At 66.0% G+C, this 15,389-nt stretch carries 13 protein-coding genes; 7 read left to right on the top strand and 6 right to left on the bottom strand.

Annotated elements, in window-relative coordinates; translation table 11 throughout:
* The first annotated feature begins 67 nt into the window (after positions 1 to 67).
* Positions 68 to 289 (top strand): DUF2842 domain-containing protein, encoded by a 222-nt coding sequence (locus ABIA45_RS06855; RefSeq protein ID WP_036010340.1) that lies wholly within the window; start codon positions 68 to 70, stop codon positions 287 to 289.
* Here the strand turns inward: ABIA45_RS06855 and ABIA45_RS06850 are convergent.
* Positions 273 to 1,319, bottom strand: coding sequence for a polysaccharide deacetylase family protein (locus ABIA45_RS06850; RefSeq protein ID WP_404651475.1), 1,047 nt, complete (start codon positions 1,317 to 1,319; stop codon positions 273 to 275). The genes ABIA45_RS06855 and ABIA45_RS06850 overlap by 17 nt on opposite strands.
* 128 nt (positions 1,320 to 1,447) lie before the next feature.
* Between ABIA45_RS06850 and ABIA45_RS06845 the strand changes: the two genes are divergently transcribed.
* Positions 1,448 to 2,629, top strand: coding sequence for a GNAT family N-acetyltransferase (locus ABIA45_RS06845; RefSeq protein ID WP_404651473.1), 1,182 nt, complete (start codon positions 1,448 to 1,450; stop codon positions 2,627 to 2,629).
* Between the two features lie 239 nt (positions 2,630 to 2,868).
* Here ABIA45_RS06845 and ABIA45_RS06840 read toward each other — a convergent pair whose 3' ends face one another.
* Positions 2,869 to 5,214 (bottom strand): GumC family protein, encoded by a 2,346-nt coding sequence (locus ABIA45_RS06840; RefSeq protein ID WP_404651471.1) that lies wholly within the window; start codon positions 5,212 to 5,214, stop codon positions 2,869 to 2,871.
* Between the two features lie 202 nt (positions 5,215 to 5,416).
* On the opposite strand from ABIA45_RS06840, the gene ABIA45_RS06835 reads away from it, so the two are divergent.
* The 3 genes from ABIA45_RS06835 to ABIA45_RS06825 all read left to right on the top strand — a co-directional run bounded on the left by ABIA45_RS06835 (position 5,417) and on the right by ABIA45_RS06825 (position 9,549).
* On the top strand, positions 5,417 to 6,550 hold the full coding sequence (locus tag ABIA45_RS06835) for a glycosyltransferase family 4 protein (protein WP_404651469.1): 1,134 nt from the start codon (positions 5,417 to 5,419) through the stop codon (positions 6,548 to 6,550).
* Between the two features lie 114 nt (positions 6,551 to 6,664).
* The gene (locus ABIA45_RS06830; protein WP_404651468.1) at positions 6,665 to 8,215 is read left to right on the top strand and encodes an undecaprenyl-phosphate glucose phosphotransferase; all 1,551 of its coding nucleotides are present in this window, start codon (positions 6,665 to 6,667) and stop codon (positions 8,213 to 8,215) included.
* A 77-nt stretch (positions 8,216 to 8,292) separates the two neighbouring features.
* Positions 8,293 to 9,549 carry an O-antigen ligase family protein gene (locus ABIA45_RS06825; protein ID WP_404651466.1) on the top strand — a complete coding sequence of 419 codons (1,257 nt, stop codon included), beginning with the start codon at positions 8,293 to 8,295 and terminating at the stop codon, positions 9,547 to 9,549.
* On the opposite strand, the gene ABIA45_RS06820 is transcribed toward ABIA45_RS06825, so the two are convergent.
* A complete protein-coding gene (locus ABIA45_RS06820; protein ID WP_198399736.1) occupies positions 9,518 to 9,994 on the bottom strand; it encodes a MarR family transcriptional regulator in 477 nt (158 codons plus the stop codon). The two genes, ABIA45_RS06825 and ABIA45_RS06820, sit on opposite strands and share 32 nt — an antisense overlap.
* Positions 9,995 to 10,139: 145 nt before the next feature.
* On the opposite strand from ABIA45_RS06820, the gene ABIA45_RS06815 reads away from it, so the two are divergent.
* Positions 10,140 to 11,336, top strand: coding sequence for an FAD-dependent monooxygenase (locus ABIA45_RS06815; RefSeq protein WP_404651464.1), 1,197 nt, complete (start codon positions 10,140 to 10,142; stop codon positions 11,334 to 11,336).
* Between the two features lie 99 nt (positions 11,337 to 11,435).
* Here the strand turns inward: ABIA45_RS06815 and ABIA45_RS06810 are convergent, their stop codons facing one another.
* From ABIA45_RS06810 to ABIA45_RS06800, 3 genes are read right to left on the bottom strand one after another with little or no spacing between them, the layout of a single operon-like run.
* Positions 11,436 to 12,614 (bottom strand): saccharopine dehydrogenase family protein, encoded by a 1,179-nt coding sequence (locus ABIA45_RS06810; RefSeq protein WP_404651462.1) that lies wholly within the window; start codon positions 12,612 to 12,614, stop codon positions 11,436 to 11,438.
* Between the two features lie 9 nt (positions 12,615 to 12,623).
* Positions 12,624 to 13,406: a DUF169 domain-containing protein gene (locus ABIA45_RS06805; RefSeq protein ID WP_275499911.1), complete on the bottom strand. Its 783-nt coding sequence runs from the start codon at positions 13,404 to 13,406 to the stop codon at positions 12,624 to 12,626.
* Between the two features lie 55 nt (positions 13,407 to 13,461).
* The gene (locus ABIA45_RS06800; protein WP_404655621.1) at positions 13,462 to 14,229 is read right to left on the bottom strand and encodes a YdcF family protein; all 768 of its coding nucleotides are present in this window, start codon (positions 14,227 to 14,229) and stop codon (positions 13,462 to 13,464) included.
* A gap of 168 nt (positions 14,230 to 14,397) precedes the next feature.
* Here ABIA45_RS06800 and ABIA45_RS06795 point away from each other — a divergent pair, with 168 nt between their 5' ends.
* On the top strand, positions 14,398 to 15,339 hold the full coding sequence (locus ABIA45_RS06795) for an acetamidase/formamidase family protein (protein ID WP_404651460.1): 942 nt from the start codon (positions 14,398 to 14,400) through the stop codon (positions 15,337 to 15,339).
* The last annotated feature ends 50 nt before the right edge of the window (positions 15,340 to 15,389 follow it).

The following is a 15,389-nucleotide window of genomic DNA, read 5'->3' as shown; positions in this document are numbered from 1 at the left end:
ATTGCGTGCCCCTTATAGTCCCCCGCTCCCGCAGCGCAAGTAACGCGAAAGCCTTAAAGTTCCCGCCATGACGATCCGCACCCGCAAGTTCCTCGGCGCCATCCTGCTGCTGGTGCTGGCCACCGTTTGGGCCCTGCTCGGCATGGCGGCGGCGCAGATGCCGTGGATCGCCGAATCCGGCTGGCGGCAGGCGATCTACTACGTCGTGGTCGGCATGGGCTGGGTGCTGCCGGCGATGCCGATCGTGAGCTGGATGCAGCGGCCCGATCGCCTCAGGTCTGGCTCGTAGCGCTCCCGGTCGGCCGCACCGGCGCAAAGGCGGCGCCCGACACCAGCACGCGCAGCATCCGCAGCGAGCGCCCGCGCCCGTCCCAGGAGATCCGCGGCAGCGCGCGCAAGTTCGTGCGTCCCTCCGCCTCCACGATGCCTGGGATCGTCGAGGCCGCGCTGGCGAAGCCCGCCTGCTCCGCCATCACGACGTGGTTGCGCCGGAACGAAGCGCGGTCGCCGAACGGATAGGCGAAATGCCTGATCTCGCGCTGGAAGGCCGATTCCGCCACGGCCTTGCCCATCGTCATCTCGCGCAGCGCGGCTGCGTCCTTCATGTTGGCCAGCATCGGATAGTTCACCGTTGCGCTGCCGATGGTCACGAGCGGATCGGCGGCGAGCCTGGCGAGGTCCTCCCAATCCATCGACGCCTCGCGCGAGAGCGCAGCGAGGTCGATCCGATAGCGCGTACAGAGATCGGCGATCGCTGCCGACACATCCGCCGGCGGCAGCGAGCGCAGCCAGCTCTCCAGATGCGAGAACAGCGCCTGCTTTCCGGCCTTGTCGGCGACCGTGAAGCGCTGCTCCTTCTCGCCCATCATCAGGTCGATGCGGCTCTCGCGCGCAATCACCTGCTCCAGCCCGAGCCACCAGGCCTCGCCGACCCCGTCGGGAAAAGCGGTCGGCACATAGATCGTGAATGGCACGGCGTGACGCGCCAGCACCGGATAGGCGAAGCTGATGAGATCCTTGCCGGCGCCATCGAAGGTCAGCGCCACGAAGCGCCGCTTCTCCGGCAGCGTCACCGCACGCCGGCAGACCTCGTCCATGCCGAGGAAATCGTAGTTCCACCGCTTCAGCGCGCGGATGGCGCGGTCGAGGAATTGTGGCGTGATCTCGTGCTCGCGCAGCGGCTGAAATCCGCGCCGCCGCGGCCGCACGTAGCGGAAGCGCAGGATGGCGCCGGCACCGCGACTACGCAGCGCGGCCTGGCCGGTGAACCAGGCCAGCTCGAGGCGCAGCCGTTCCAGCCATCTGTCGTCGGAAGCCAAAATCCCACCCTTCGCGCGCGCCGGCGGTCAGTTCCCTCGCCCAAGTCATTACCCTTTGTTGACCTTTGTTTGCAAAGGTCGGCCACGGGCCGAAGTACGTATTTTCGATTTCTCGACAGGTTTCGCGAATGACCATGGCTGCGGCGATGCAAAGCCGGACGGCAGAAGCGCCAGCGCGGTCGAGAGCGAGCCGTATCGCACAGGTCGACATCGTCACCGATCTCGCCGAGGCCGAGGCGGTCTGGCGCGGCTTCGAGGCCAGTGGCCATCTTTTCACGCCCTACCAGCGCTTCGATCTGCTCGATCCGTGGCAGCGGCTGGTCGGCGCCCGTGAAGGTGCCCGGCCGTTCATCGTGATCGCCCGCGACGCCGATCGCCGCCCGCTCCTGCTGCTGCCGCTCTCGCTGCGGCAGGGCCACGGCGTGCGCACCGCCGGCTTCATGGGCGGCAAGCACACGACCTTCAATATGGGCCTTTGGAACGCCGAGTTCGCAGCCGAGGCCGCCAGCGCCGATCTCGATGCACTGCTTGCGCCGCTCGGCGAGCACGCCGACGTGCTCGCACTGACACAGCAGCCCGAGCGCTGGCACGACCAGCAAAACCCGTTTGCAGCCCTGCCGCGGCAGCGCCCGATCAACGGCTGTCCGCGACTGGTGATGGAGCCGGACGGCCCGCCGGCATCGCGGATCAGCAATTCCCTCCGCCGCCGCCTCAAGAGCAAGGAAAAGAAACTTCAGTCCCTCGCCGGCTACCGCTATCACCTGGCGACGTCGGACGCAGACGTCATTCGCCTGCTCGATTGGTTCTTCCGCGTTAAGCCGGCGCGGATGGCGGAGCAGAAGCTCCCCAACGTCTTCGCCGAACCCGGCGTCGAGCAGTTCGTCCGCAGCGCCTGCCTCGCGCCGCGCGGCGAAGGTCACGTGATCGACATCCATGCGCTGGAATGCGACGAGGAGGTGATCGCGATCTTCGCCGGCGTCGCCGACGGCGAGCGCTTCTCGATGATGTTCAACACCTATACGATGTCCGAGCACGCCCGCTACAGCCCCGGCCTGATCCTGATGCGCTACATCATCGACCGCTACGGCGAGCGCGGCTACCGCTCGCTCGACCTCGGCATCGGCTCGGACGATTACAAGCGGATGTTCTGCAAGGACGACGAGGAGATCTTCGACAGCTTCGTGCCCCTGACCTCGCGCGGCAGGCTCGCGGCGATGGCGATGTCCTCGCTCAGCCACGGCAAGCGGCTGGTGAAGCAGAACCAGATGCTGTTCGACATGGCCCGCCGGCTGCGGCAGGCGTTCGGGTAAGACCTCTCCACCAGCGAGCCTTGCACCCTCCCCTGGAGGGGGAGGGTCGTTACGCATGCAGCGAAGCGAAATGCGTAACGGGGTGGGGTGACGGTTCCTCCACATCCAACAGTGCCCGAGTGGAGAGATCACCCCACCCCGCTCGCGCTGCGCGCGATCGACCCTCCCCCTCCAGGGGAGGGTAAGAGCAGCACCAATTTCACTCAGTCTCACGAACGCCCGGCAGCGGCGTCCCTCACCTACGCCGCGACCACGCGCGGCGTCTCGGCGGCACCGGACGGCTGCACCGGCTTGCTCAGCATCGCCACCGCGCTGAAGCCGACGGCTCTCAGCTGCTCGCACATCTGCGCGCGCGCATCCGGTGCCATCGCGGCGTCGGGCACCACGACGGCGCGGGCATGCGCCGTCAACAGCTCGGCCGGAAGGTCGGAGGCGCTGCCGGCATCGATCAGCACGTGGTCGTAAGCCCGCAGCAGCGCGTCGATCGCGAGTGCGACGCGCGGCGATTGCAGCAGGCTGCGGTCGAAGCCGGGACGGCCGGCCATCACCAGATGCAGCCGCGACAGCTTGTCCCGGGTGATGACTTGCGCGAACGAGGCCTCGCCCTGCATCAGCTCGGCAAGGCCGGGAGCCTGCGCATCGGCGGAGACTGCGGCAATGGTCGGCGAGGAGGCGGCGAGATCGAGCACGACGACGCGTGCATCGCGCGCCAGGTTCCGCGCCAGCGTCAGCGTCGACAGCGTGATGGCTTCGCCGGGCGCCGTGCCGAGCACCGTGACCTTCTTGGCCGCAGTGCCTGCGGCACGCAGTTCGTCGGCCAGACGTTCGATCTCGGCGAATTCGCTCGTATCCAAATCGGCCGTTATCTCCGGCTGCAGCGGCGCGGGCTCCGCCAACATCGGATCCAACATTGGTTCGCCGCCCCTGTCGACCACGGGCTCGATGGCCCGCTGAACGACCAGCGGCTCCTGGCGCACCGGCGCCGGCGCAGAGCTCATCGCCGCGCCCGGCGCGGTCTGTCGCAGCAGCTCGCCGGTGACGACGACGCCGGACGAGAGCAGCAGCGTTGCGATCGTCGCGATCAGCACGATCGGCAGCTTCTTCGGATAGGCCGGCGTGTTCGAGACGATGGCGCGCGAGATGATGCGGCCGTCGGTCGGCGCGGTGTCGATGGTCTCGCGGGTGTTGGCCTCGCGGTACTTGGCGAGATAGGTCTCGAGCAGATCGCGCTGCGCCTTGGCTTCCCGCTCCAGCGCGCGGAGCTGGACGTCCTGGCCGTTGGTGGAGGCCGCCTGCTTCTTGAGCTGCTCGAGACTCACGGTGAGGCCATCGACCCGGCCGCTGGCGATGCGGGCGTCGTTCTCGAGCGAGCGCGAGATCTTGGCGGCTTCATCGCGGATCTGATTGTCGAGGTCGCCGAGCTGCGCCTTCAGCTCCTTGATCCGGGGATGATTGCCGAGCAGCGTCGACGATTGCTCGGCGAGCTGGGCGCGCAGCGTGACCCTCTGCTCCGACAGCCGGCGCATCAATTCGGAGTTTACGACTTCGGATGCCTCGATCGGCTTGCCGCTCTGGAGCATCTCCTTGATCAGCCGTGCCTTGGATTCCGCATCCGCCTTCATCGAGCGCGCATTGTTGAGCTGGGTGTTGACCTCGCCCATCTGCTGGTTCGACAGCGTGGTGTTGTTGGTACCGATGAACAGGCTGGACTTTGAACGGAAGTCCTCGACCCTGGCTTCGGCGTCCGAGACCTTCTTGCGCAAACTCTCGATCTCGCCGGCCAGCCATTGACTGGCGTTCTTGGCCTGCTCCTGGCGCGCCCCCTGCTGCAGCACGAGATAGCCGTCTGCGATCGAGTTGGCGACGCGCGCGGCAAGCTCGGGATCGGCGGACTGGAATTCGACCACGATCACGCGCGACTTGTCGACGGCGTAGGCCTGAAGGCGTTCGTAATAGGAATCGAGCACGCGCTCTTCCGGCGTCATCGCGAACGGATCGCGGACGATGCCGACGAGCGCGGCAAGCGACTTGAGCGGCGAGATGCCCTGCAGGACGGGGTCGAATTCGGGGCGCTCGGCGAGCTTGTTCTTCTTGATGATCTCGCGAGCGAGATCGCGCGACAGCACCAGCTGCACCTGGCTGGTGACGGCCTCGGCATCGAGCGCCTGCCGCTCCTCGGTGCGGTCGCTGTTCGGACGCAGGAACACGTTCTCGCGGCCGTCGATCAGAATCCGGGTTTCAGATTTGTAGCGCGGCGTGACGAGATTGACGATGGCGAGCGAGGCAACGAGCGCCAGCACCGTCGGCACGATGACCCAGCCGCGCTTGCGCGCCAGGGCCGCACCGAGCGCGTGCAGGTCGATGTCGCCGGATTCGACCTGCCCAGGCTTGGCGATGACGGGCGCGGACTTCGCTGCCGGCTTCGCTTCGATCTTGGCCTCAACCTTGGCTTCGATCTTTTCGGCCTTCGCTTCGCGCTTTTCAGCCTTCGTTTCGCTCTTGGGCGCAGCTTCGCCTTTGGACTTCGCGACGGCCCGCGCGATCACAGCCTTGTCCTTGCCGGCACGCCAGAACGCTAAACGCATCGAACACTCCCGCAGGGCAACGCTGCGACTCTACCTCAACCGGGGCGATTACACTCCATTAAGGTTGCCGCTGGGTTAATCGTGACGACCCGCGCCTTGTGCACGTCGACCCGTCACCGTTTGTTAACCACGAGGCCCCTTAATCCATCTCGATTATTTCGTGAGAATTGTTCGGCAAGTCGCCGTCGAGCTGGTTTTGATCATGCCCCCCTCTCCCGACCGGCCGCTTCGCATCCTTCACGCCGTGCGCGCTCCGGTCGGCGGGATCTTCCGGCACATCCTCGACGTCGCCAACGGCCAGGTCGACCGCGGCCATCATGTCGGCATCCTCGCCGACAGCCTCACCGGCGGCGAGCGCGCCGACAAGGCGCTGACCGAGCTTGCGCCGCGCCTGAAGCTCGGCGTCCACCGCATGGCGATCCGCCGCGAGCCGTCGCCCGACGACGTCCTGGTATGGCTCCGCATGCGGCGGCTCATCGCCACGCTCAAGCCCGACGTGCTGCACGGCCACGGCGCCAAGGCCGGTGCCTTCATCCGCATGCGGCGGCGCTCGGACGACACGATCCGGATCTACACCCCGCATGGCGGCTCGCTGCACTATCCGCTCAACACCTTCAAAGGCGAATTCTACGCACGGCTCGAACGCGCGCTGATGGACTCGACGGACCTGTTTCTGTTCGAGAGCGCCTTTGCCCGCGACACCTATCAGCGCATCGTCGGCACGCCCAAGGGCGTGGTGCACTGCGTTTTCAATGGCGTGACGCCGGAGGAATTCGAGCCGGTCGTCACCGCCGAGGATGCGACCGACCTCTGCTATGTCGGCGAGTTCAGGCACATCAAGGGCGCCGACCTGCTGGTCGATGCTGTGGCGCGCCTGCACGAGGGCGGCAAGAAGGTGACGCTCACGCTCGGCGGCGACGGCGAGGAGACGGCCGCGCTGAAAGCACAGGTCGAGCGGCTCGGCCTGGCGAGCGCCATCCGCTTCATCGGTCACGTCAAGGCGCGCTACGGCTTCTCCAAGGGGCGGCTGCTCGTCGTCCCCTCGCGCGGCGATTCCATGCCTTACGTCGTGATCGAGGCCGGCGCCGCGGGCATTCCGATGATCGCATCCAAGATCGGCGGCATTCCCGAGATCCTGGGCGTCGACAGCCCCGCGCTGTTCGCGCCCAGCGATCCCGAGGCCATGGCGGAGGCGATCGCCGCAGCGCTGGACGATCCGCAAACGACCGAGCAACGCGCACTCTCCTTGCGCGAGCGTATCTCGGCGCACTTCTCGCAAGCCGCGATGGTCGAGGGCGTGCTCGCCGGCTATCGCGACGCATTTGCCAATCATTAACCATCCTTAAGCCAGCTTTAGAAAATCTTCCGATTTGTTCGATAATCGAAGCGCCAGGGGATGCTTGCCCGGGCGCAAGGCTGTGCCGCGGGTCTGGAATGGACGTGAACGCCCGTGGAACCGCTCAACGCACGCTCGATGCTCGATGCCGCGGCCAACGCTGCGGCAAAGCCTGCTGACCAGCCCTTCGTGGAGCGCCGTCGCCGGCTCTCGCCTGCCGCGCTCGAAGTCGTCAACCAGAAGGTCGCCCGCGCCTATTCGCCGATCGTGATCGCCGGCTTCGTGCGCCTTGCCGATTTCGCGCTGCTGAGCCTCGTCGGCATCGCAATCTATCTCGGCTACGTCATGCCGCTCGCGGGGGCGTTCAGCTGGATCTATCCGGCCGAGGTCATCGCCGTCGCCATCGCCGCCGTGGTCTGCTTCCGGGCCGCCGACATCTACCAGGTGCAGCTGTTCCGTGGTCAGCTCCGGCAGATGACGCGGATGATCTCGTCCTGGTCGTTCGTCTTCCTGCTCTTCATCGGCATCTCCTTCTTCGCCAAGTTCGGCAGCGAAATCTCGCGGCTGTGGCTCGCCGCCTTCTACTTCCTCGGACTCGCCGCGTTGATTGCCGAGCGCCTGGTGCTGCGCGCGCTGGTCCGCGCCTGGGCGCGCCAGGGCCGGCTCGACCGCCGCACCATCATCGTCGGATCCGACAGCAACGGCGAGGAACTGGTCGAGGCGCTGAAGGCGCAGGAGGATTCCGACATCCACGTGCTCGGCGTGTTCGACGACCGCAACGACAGCCGCGCGCTCGACACCTGCGCCGGCGCGCGCAAGCTCGGCAAGGTCGACGACATCGTCGAGTTCGCCCGCCGCACCCGCGTCGACCTCGTGCTGTTCGCGCTGCCGATCTCGGCGGAGACGCGCATCCTGGAGATGCTGAAGAAGCTCTGGGTGCTGCCGGTCGATATCCGCCTCTCCGCGCACACCAACAAGCTGCGCTTCCGGCCCCGCTCCTATTCCTATCTCGGCGAGGTGCCGACGCTCGACGTGTTCGAGGCGCCGATCACCGATTGGGACCTGGTGATGAAATGGCTGTTCGACCGTATTGTCGGCAGCCTTGCGCTGCTCGCAGCCCTGCCGGTGATGGCGTTGGTTGCGCTCGCCGTGAAGCTCGACAGCCCCGGCCCGGTGCTGTTCCGACAGAAGCGGTTCGGCTTCAACAACGAGCGCATCGACGTCTACAAGTTCCGCTCGATGTACCACCATCAGGCCGACCCGACCGCCTCGAAGGTGGTGACCAAGAACGATCCGCGCGTCACCCGCGTCGGCCGCTTCATCCGCAAGACCAGCCTGGATGAGCTGCCGCAGCTCTTCAACGTGGTGTTTTCAGGCAATCTGTCGCTGGTCGGCCCGCGCCCGCATGCGGTGCAGGGCAAGCTGCAGAGCCGGCTGTTCGACGAAGCCGTGGACGGCTATTTCGCCCGCCACCGCGTCAAGCCGGGCATCACCGGTTGGGCCCAGATCAACGGCTGGCGCGGCGAGATCGACAACGAAGAGAAGATCCAGAAGCGCGTCGAGTTCGACCTCTATTACATCGAGAACTGGTCGGTGCTGTTCGACCTCGTCATTCTCCTGAAGACGCCGGTCTCGCTGCTGACCAAGAACGAGAACGCGTATTGAGTTGAGTTTCTCTGTCATGGCCCGCGAAGGCAGGGCGATGACGGCGTTGTGTGGCGTGCGAGTAGCGTGAGCGTTTGATGGCGTATGCGGCGACAGCCGGTGGAGTGAACGCAGCCGCAACGGCCGCGCCCGGCGTGCTGGCGTTGCAGCGCGCGCTGGTGTGGCTGGTCGGCGCCTCTGGCGCCATCGTCTTCATCGAGCCGAGCCCTTACGAGATAGCGACGCTGCTCGCGACCGTCACCTTTTTCGCCACCGGCCTGCGCCTGCGTCTCGTGCTGATGCCGCTGCTGTTGATGCTGATCCTGCTCAATGTCGGCTACACCATCAGCGCGATTCCGCTGTACGAGCGGACCGAGGTGGTGAGCTGGATCGCGACCTCCTGGTACATGGCGGTGACCGTGGTGTTCTTCGCCATGGTCATCTCCGAGGACACCGAGGCCCGGCTCGACATGCTGCGCCGCGGCCTCGTGGTCGGCGCGATGATTGCCGCGCTGCTGGCGATCGCCGGCTACTTCCACCTGGTTCCCGGCGGCAACGACCTCTTGACGCTCTACGGCCGCGCGCGCGGCACCTTCAAGGACCCGAACGTGCTCGGCGCCTACCTGATCCTGCCGGCGCTGTTCGCGCTTCAGAGCGTGGTCTCCGATAAAATGGCCAAGGCATTCCGCAACGTCATCGCCTTCGGCATCATGTCGCTGGCGATCCTGCTCGCCTTCTCGCGTGCGGCCTGGGGCGGCCTGGTGCTGACCTCCGCCTTCATGCTGGCGCTGATGGTGCTGACCAGCCGCACCAATGCGCAACGCTCGCGCATCGTCATCATGGCGATCGTCGCCGCGGTGCTCGGCCTCGCGCTGATCGCCGTGCTGCTGTCGCTCGACTCCACGGCGGAGATGTTCAAGCAGCGCGCGAGCTTCGGCCAGAGCTATGACGAAGGCCGCTTCGGCCGGTTCGGCCGGCACATCCTGGGTGCGGAGATGGCGCTCGATCTGCCGTTCGGCATCGGTCCACTGCAATTCAACCGCTACTTCCCCGAGGACACCCACAACTCCTACCTCAACGCCTTCATGTCCGGCGGCTGGCTCTCCGGCGTGTGCTATCCCGCGCTGGTCTTCACCACCGTCATCATGGGTTTCCGCCACGTCTTCATCCGTGTGCCGTGGCAGCGCGCCTACCTCGCGGTCTTTTCCGCCTTCCTCGGCACCGTCGGCGAAAGCTTGGTGATCGACACCGACCACTGGCGGCACTTCTGGATGATGCTGGGCGCTGTGTGGGGCATGATCGCGGCCGCGCAAGCCTACAAGCTCAGGTCCGGCGAGGACGCTTCTTCAGCTTGAGATCCGGCCGCTTTTCCGGCGGCGTGTCGAGCAGACCTTTCAGGGCCTCGGTCGCCGCGAGCGTGCCCTTGTATGCTTCATTGGAGAAGCGAAGCAGCAGCCGCAATTCCTCGTCGGAATAGCCGTTGCAGACATTCTCCATCGCCTCCTGCATCGGCACGTAGAATTGGCCGAGCCTTGCGATCGCCTCGGGCACGACCGCGATGAACACCTTGCGGCGGTCTTTCTCGTCGCGTTCGCGGCGCACCAGGCCGGCCTTCTCGAGCCGGTCGACCACGCCGGTGATCGCACCGGTCGTCAGGCCCGTAACCTCGGCGAGCCTCCCTGCGGTGATGCGCCCCTCGAGATACAGGATGTCCATGCATTCGAGGTCGGAATTGGCAATTCCGGCAACGTTGGCGACGGTCTGGCCGTAGAGCACGCCCTGCGCGGAGGACCTGCGCATGGCATCCTCGAGCTCCTGCAGCAGCGCAGCGCGCGCCTTCGTCCTTGACAAGGCCCACCTCATCTCTTAGGCAGTATATATCTTAGTTACTAAGATAATTAATGACCGTAATTTCCTAGCACCACGGAAACGTCGGGAGCAAGCCATGACCTACCGTCCCCGCAAGGCGCTGATCATCGGCGCCGGAATCGCCGGGCCCGTCGCCGGGGTGCTGCTCCGCCGCGCCGGCATCGAGTCCGCGATCTACGAGGCCTGGCCCTATTCGAAGGGCATCGGCGGCGGCCTGCAGATCGCACCGAACGGCATGCATGTCCTGGACGAGATCGGGCTGGCGAAGCAGCTGATCGACCGCGGCTCGGTCGCGGAAGCCTTCAACTTCTATTCGCAGGGCGGCGAGAAGCTCGGCTCGATCAACCGCGACCTGGCGCGGCGCTTCGGCCAGCCGGCCGTCAACATCGCGCGCGCCACGCTGAACGAGATCCTGATCGACAAGGCATGGTGCGCCTCTGTCTCGCTCTATTTCGAGAAGCGCCTGATCAAGATCGAGGATCGCGGCGACCAGCCGATCATCGCCTACTTCGCCGACGGCACCACCGCCGAAGGCGACTTCCTGATCGGCGCCGACGGCGTGCACTCGGTCGTGCGCCGCCAGGTCGTGCCCGACGGCCCGCAGCCGTTCGACACCGGCCTGATCGGCTTCGGCGGCTTCGTGCCGCATGCCGTGCTCGACGGCAGATCCATCGGCCAGCACGTCGAAACGACCTTCGGACAGAGCGGCTTCTTCGGCTATGGCTATTGCAGCTCCGATCCGAAAGACGGCGTGATGTGGTGGAGCACGCAGCCGGCGCACGGCATGGACGCGGCGACGTTCCGCGCGCTCGACCATGCGACGCTGAAACAGCATCTGCGCGGCTTCCATCACGGCTGGCATGATCCGATCCCCGCCATCATCGAAGCGGCCGAGAACATCTTGGTCACCGACACGCTCGACGTCGCGACCCTGCCGACCTGGTCGCGCAAGCGTTCGCTCTTGATCGGCGATGCCGCGCACGCGACCAGCCCCCATGCCGGCCAGGGCGCCTCGCTGGCGCTGGAGGACGCGATGCGATTTGCTCGGCTGATGCAGGAGGGCCAGGAGCTCGGCGCCACCTTCCAGGCCTTCGAGGCCGAGCGCCGCCCGCGTACCGAGAAGATCGTCGCGATCGCCCGCCGCAACGGCAACAGCAAGCGCGAGTTCAGCGCCACCGGCGCCTGGATGCGCAATCAGATGCTGAAATGGCTGCTGCCGCTGGGCGCCAAGGGCATGGACTTCATGTACGCGTATGATGCCAGGGCGGCGTGACAGAGACGGTGCCGTAGGGTGGGCAAAGCGCAGCGTGCCCACCACTGAGAGATGGTGGGCACGGCGCGTTGCGCCTTTGCCCACCCTACGAGAGCCGACCTAGCTCTCCACCCCAAACGTCAGCCCGGCATTGTCCTGCAGCCGCTTGATCAGCTTGTGCTGCATCGCCGCGCCCGGCGTCCAGAAGCCGGCGGGAACGTCTTTCGCATCGCGCAGCAGGCAGATGGCGCATTCGGAGATCATCTTCGAGGTCGAGCCGTAGCCGGGATCGCGGTCGCCGGTGACGCCGGCGCGGACCATGCGGCCATCGGGGGCGATCGCGACATAGAGCAGGTTGAACAGGCCGTTCTCCCGCTCCTCCTTCGACGGCCCCTCGCCCGGCTTCGGCGCGTTGGGGCCGGTCTTCTCGGCATTGGCCGCCATCACGCGCTTGGCGTTGGCCTCGCCCTTCTCGCCGGGACCGGTCAGCACCATCTCGTCGTAGACGAAGTCCTTCCCGTAGGGAAAGCCCATCAGCATGTTGGAGCGGTGGACGTTGCGGGTGTTGATCAGAGCCATCATGAACGGCGCGGCCCAGGATTGCAGGTCCTCTTCGAAGACCGCCCTGTTGCCCTTGGGCTGTTTCGGACCGGTGAAATCAGGTGTCAGCGCGAAGTGGTCGTTGAGGATGGCGACGAGGCTGAGGTCCTTGGCGACGGCATCGAAGGTCGCCTTCGCGCTCGCCGCGGTGCCGCCTGACAACGTACCGCGCATGTCGCGCACGCGGCCCTTCACACGTGGTGCCGGCGCGCCGAACACGCGCTTTGCCTCCTCCTGCACGAAGAAGGTGCCGAGCTCGAACGGCACGGAATCATAGCCGCAGGAGAACACGATGCGCGCGCCGCTCGCCTTGGCCGCCGCCTCGTACTTGTCGATCATCTGCCGCATCCACACCGGCTCGCCGCAAAGATCGAAATAATCGACGCCCGCAGCGACGCAGGCAGCGAGCAGATCCTCGCCGTAGAACTGGTAGGGACCGACGGTCGTGATCACCGATTTGGTCTGCGCCACCATCGCCTTCAGCAACGCCGCATCCGACGCATCCGCCACGATCAGCCGCGTGTCGGCCGGCGCGCCGATGGCGTCACGCACCGATGTCAGCTTGTCGAGGCTGCGGCCCGCCATCGCCCATTTGAGCGCCTTGTCGTCCTTGTAATGCGCCGCCAGATATTCGGCGACGAGCTGGCCGGTGAAGCCGGTCGCGCCGTAGACGACGATGTCGAATTTCGCAGAGCTCATGATCGGCCTTTACTTCTTCGCGTAGCTCACGCCCATGCCGGCACGGACGTCGCTTTGAATGCCATAGGGCGGGATCGGATAGCGCAGGCCGTTCTTGGCCAGCGCCTTCATGCCCTCGATCGCCCTGGCGAGATGGGAGGGCTTCAAGGCCATCAGCATCTCCTCGTCCGGCACGCCGCCATAGCGCCGTTCGGCATAGCATGGCAAGGACAGGCTGGGCTCCCCGGTCTTGAGCGCCCGCCCCCAGGAATCCGCGCAGGCGGTCTCGCCGACCACGCCCCATTCGAACTTCTTGTAGCCGGTATATTGCAGCCCGTTGATCAGGATGATCATCTGCCCCGGCGTCGCATAGACGAGGCAGATGTCGGGCGGATCGAGCCGGCCGCTGGCGAGCGGACTGACGGCGAGCGCCTGATAGTGTCCGAACGGAACCACGTCCAGCGCCTCCTGGCGCTTGCGCGCGTCGTCCGCCGTGCCATGCCACACCCCGACATAGTTCTCGCCGGCGAGCCATTTCTCGTCCTGCGGCGCAAGACCGATCACCGCACGGCATTGGCTACCCACGAGATCGTCGGCGGTGATGCCGACGGTCCAGCCCAGGCGCGCGGCCATGCTGACGATCTGGTCGGTGGTGTGAATTGCGTTCGGGCGGCGGATCTTCGGGATCGCCTCCATCTCCGCGATGCTCGCGAACAATTTCATGCCGATCACGTTCGTCTTCAGCCGCAGCAGGCTGTTGAGATCGGCGACGAGGCCGGCAAGGTCGATCCTGTCCGTACTCTGCTGTTGCATGGCTTCCTCCGCGCCGGCGATGGTGCGCCGCGTATTCTTGTTTTGCGGCTTTGTTCTAGTCCCTGCCCGGTCCCGGAAGCAACTCGGAGATCCTGCCCATCAGACGGTAAGCGGTAAGACCGATCCACTCGCGCACCGCAACTTCGGTTCGTCTCAAGCCGTCCGCGCCCATGTTGGTGAAGGAGAATAGATCCTCACGTCCCCCCATCCGCCAGTCCACCGGATAGGCCTCGACGTCAAATCCGGCCTTGCGGAAGATTCCCATCGAGCGCGGCATATGGAAGGCCGACGTCACCAGGAGCCAGCGCTCGCCGGGCTTTGGTGATACCAATTGCTTGGTGAAGATCGCATTCTCCCAGGTGTTGCGGGAGTTACGCTCGAGGATCAGGCGGTCCTTCGCGATGCCGAGATTCTCCAGGATCGGCGCGGAATAGTCGGCCTCCCTGGTCTCGCTCGATACCAGGTTCGCGGAGCCTCCGGTGAAGACGATGCGCGCATTGGGGTAGCGGCGCGCAAGCTCGGCCGGCGCAAACAGACGATCGGCCGCGTGCGCGACGACCGGCGTGCGATGCGCCGCCGACAGATCGGTGTCGACCGAGCCGCCGAGCACGATGATGCCGTCGGGCGCGCCGCGCGAGGCGTCCCACGCCGGGAAGCGCGACTCCAGCGGGTAGATCAGGAGATTGCCGAGCGGCGAGAACGCCGCGAGCGCCAGCAGCACCAGCGTGGTCACGGCAAGCCGGCGGCCAAACGCGGCAAAGCGCGTCGCCATCAGCAAGACAGACACAATTCCGAGCTCGACCAGAAGATTGATCGGCAGCAGCGCGACGCCGATGGTCTTGGAGAGAGCGAAAAACAGAGGAGCCTCGCTGGAATGATCGTGCCTGCCATGCGCGGGCTTGGCCGGCCCGGCCTTGTTCGGAAATCCTTCTTGAAAGAGGATCGATCGCCGGGTCAAGCCCGGACCGATCAAACCAACCGGACGCGGCAAATGACCCATCGTCACCTGCATTCCAGCCCCGAAACCTGCCATTGGGGCTTCTTCGAAGCCGCACTCGAGCCCGTCCTCACCGTGGCCAGCGGCGACGAGGTCACGGTCGACACCATCAGCGGCGGTCCCGACATGCTGCCTGATCGCGACAGGTTTCACATTCCGCCCGAGATGCACGAGGTTCATGCCAATAACGAGCGCATGCTGCCGGGCCACATCCTCACCGGTCCGATTGCGGTCGAAGGGGCCGAGCCCGGCGACGTGCTCGCGGTCGAGATCCTCGACGTGCAGCTCCGGCAGGATTGGGGCTGGAACATGATCAAGCCGCTGTCCGGCACCCTGCCCGACGATTTCCACGAGACGCGGATCCTGAACATTCCGCTCGACCGTACCAGGATGGTCGGCCGCATGCCGTGGGGCCTCGACCTGCCGCTGAAGCCGTTCTTCGGCGTGATGGGCGTATCGCCGCCGCCGGCCTGGGGACGGATCTCCTCGCTGATTCCGCGCGCGATGGGCGGCAATCTCGACAACAAGGAGCTCGGCGCAGGTGCGACGCTGTATCTGCCGGTCTTCGTGCGAGGGGCAATGTTCTCCTGCGGCGACGGCCATGGCGTGCAGGGCGACGGCGAGGTCTGCGTCACCGCAATCGAGACCGCGCTGCAGGGCCGCTTCCGCCTGACGCTGCGCAAGGACCTGAAGCTCGACTACCCCCGCGCCGAGACGCCGACGCATTACATGACCATGGCGATGGACCCCGATCTCGACCAGTGCGTGGTGCGCGCGCTGCGCGACATGATCGCGCTGCTCGGCGAGACGCGAAATCTGTCGCGCGAGGACGCCTACACGCTGTGCAGCCTCGCCGCCGATCTCCGGGTGACCCAGACCGTCAACGGCGCCAAAGGCATCCATTGCATGATCGAAAAGGCGATCGTGCACGGCTGAGCCGGGCCGCCCCTTCCCGACCGATTGACGACCCCCGCCGCCCGGTCTAC

Source organism: Bradyrhizobium sp. USDA 336, from assembly GCF_044908355.1.
Classification (GTDB): Bacteria; Pseudomonadota; Alphaproteobacteria; order Rhizobiales; family Xanthobacteraceae; genus Bradyrhizobium; species Bradyrhizobium yuanmingense.
The sequence above is the reverse complement of the archived record's forward strand: the minus strand, read 5'-3'. Positions and strand labels throughout refer to the sequence as shown.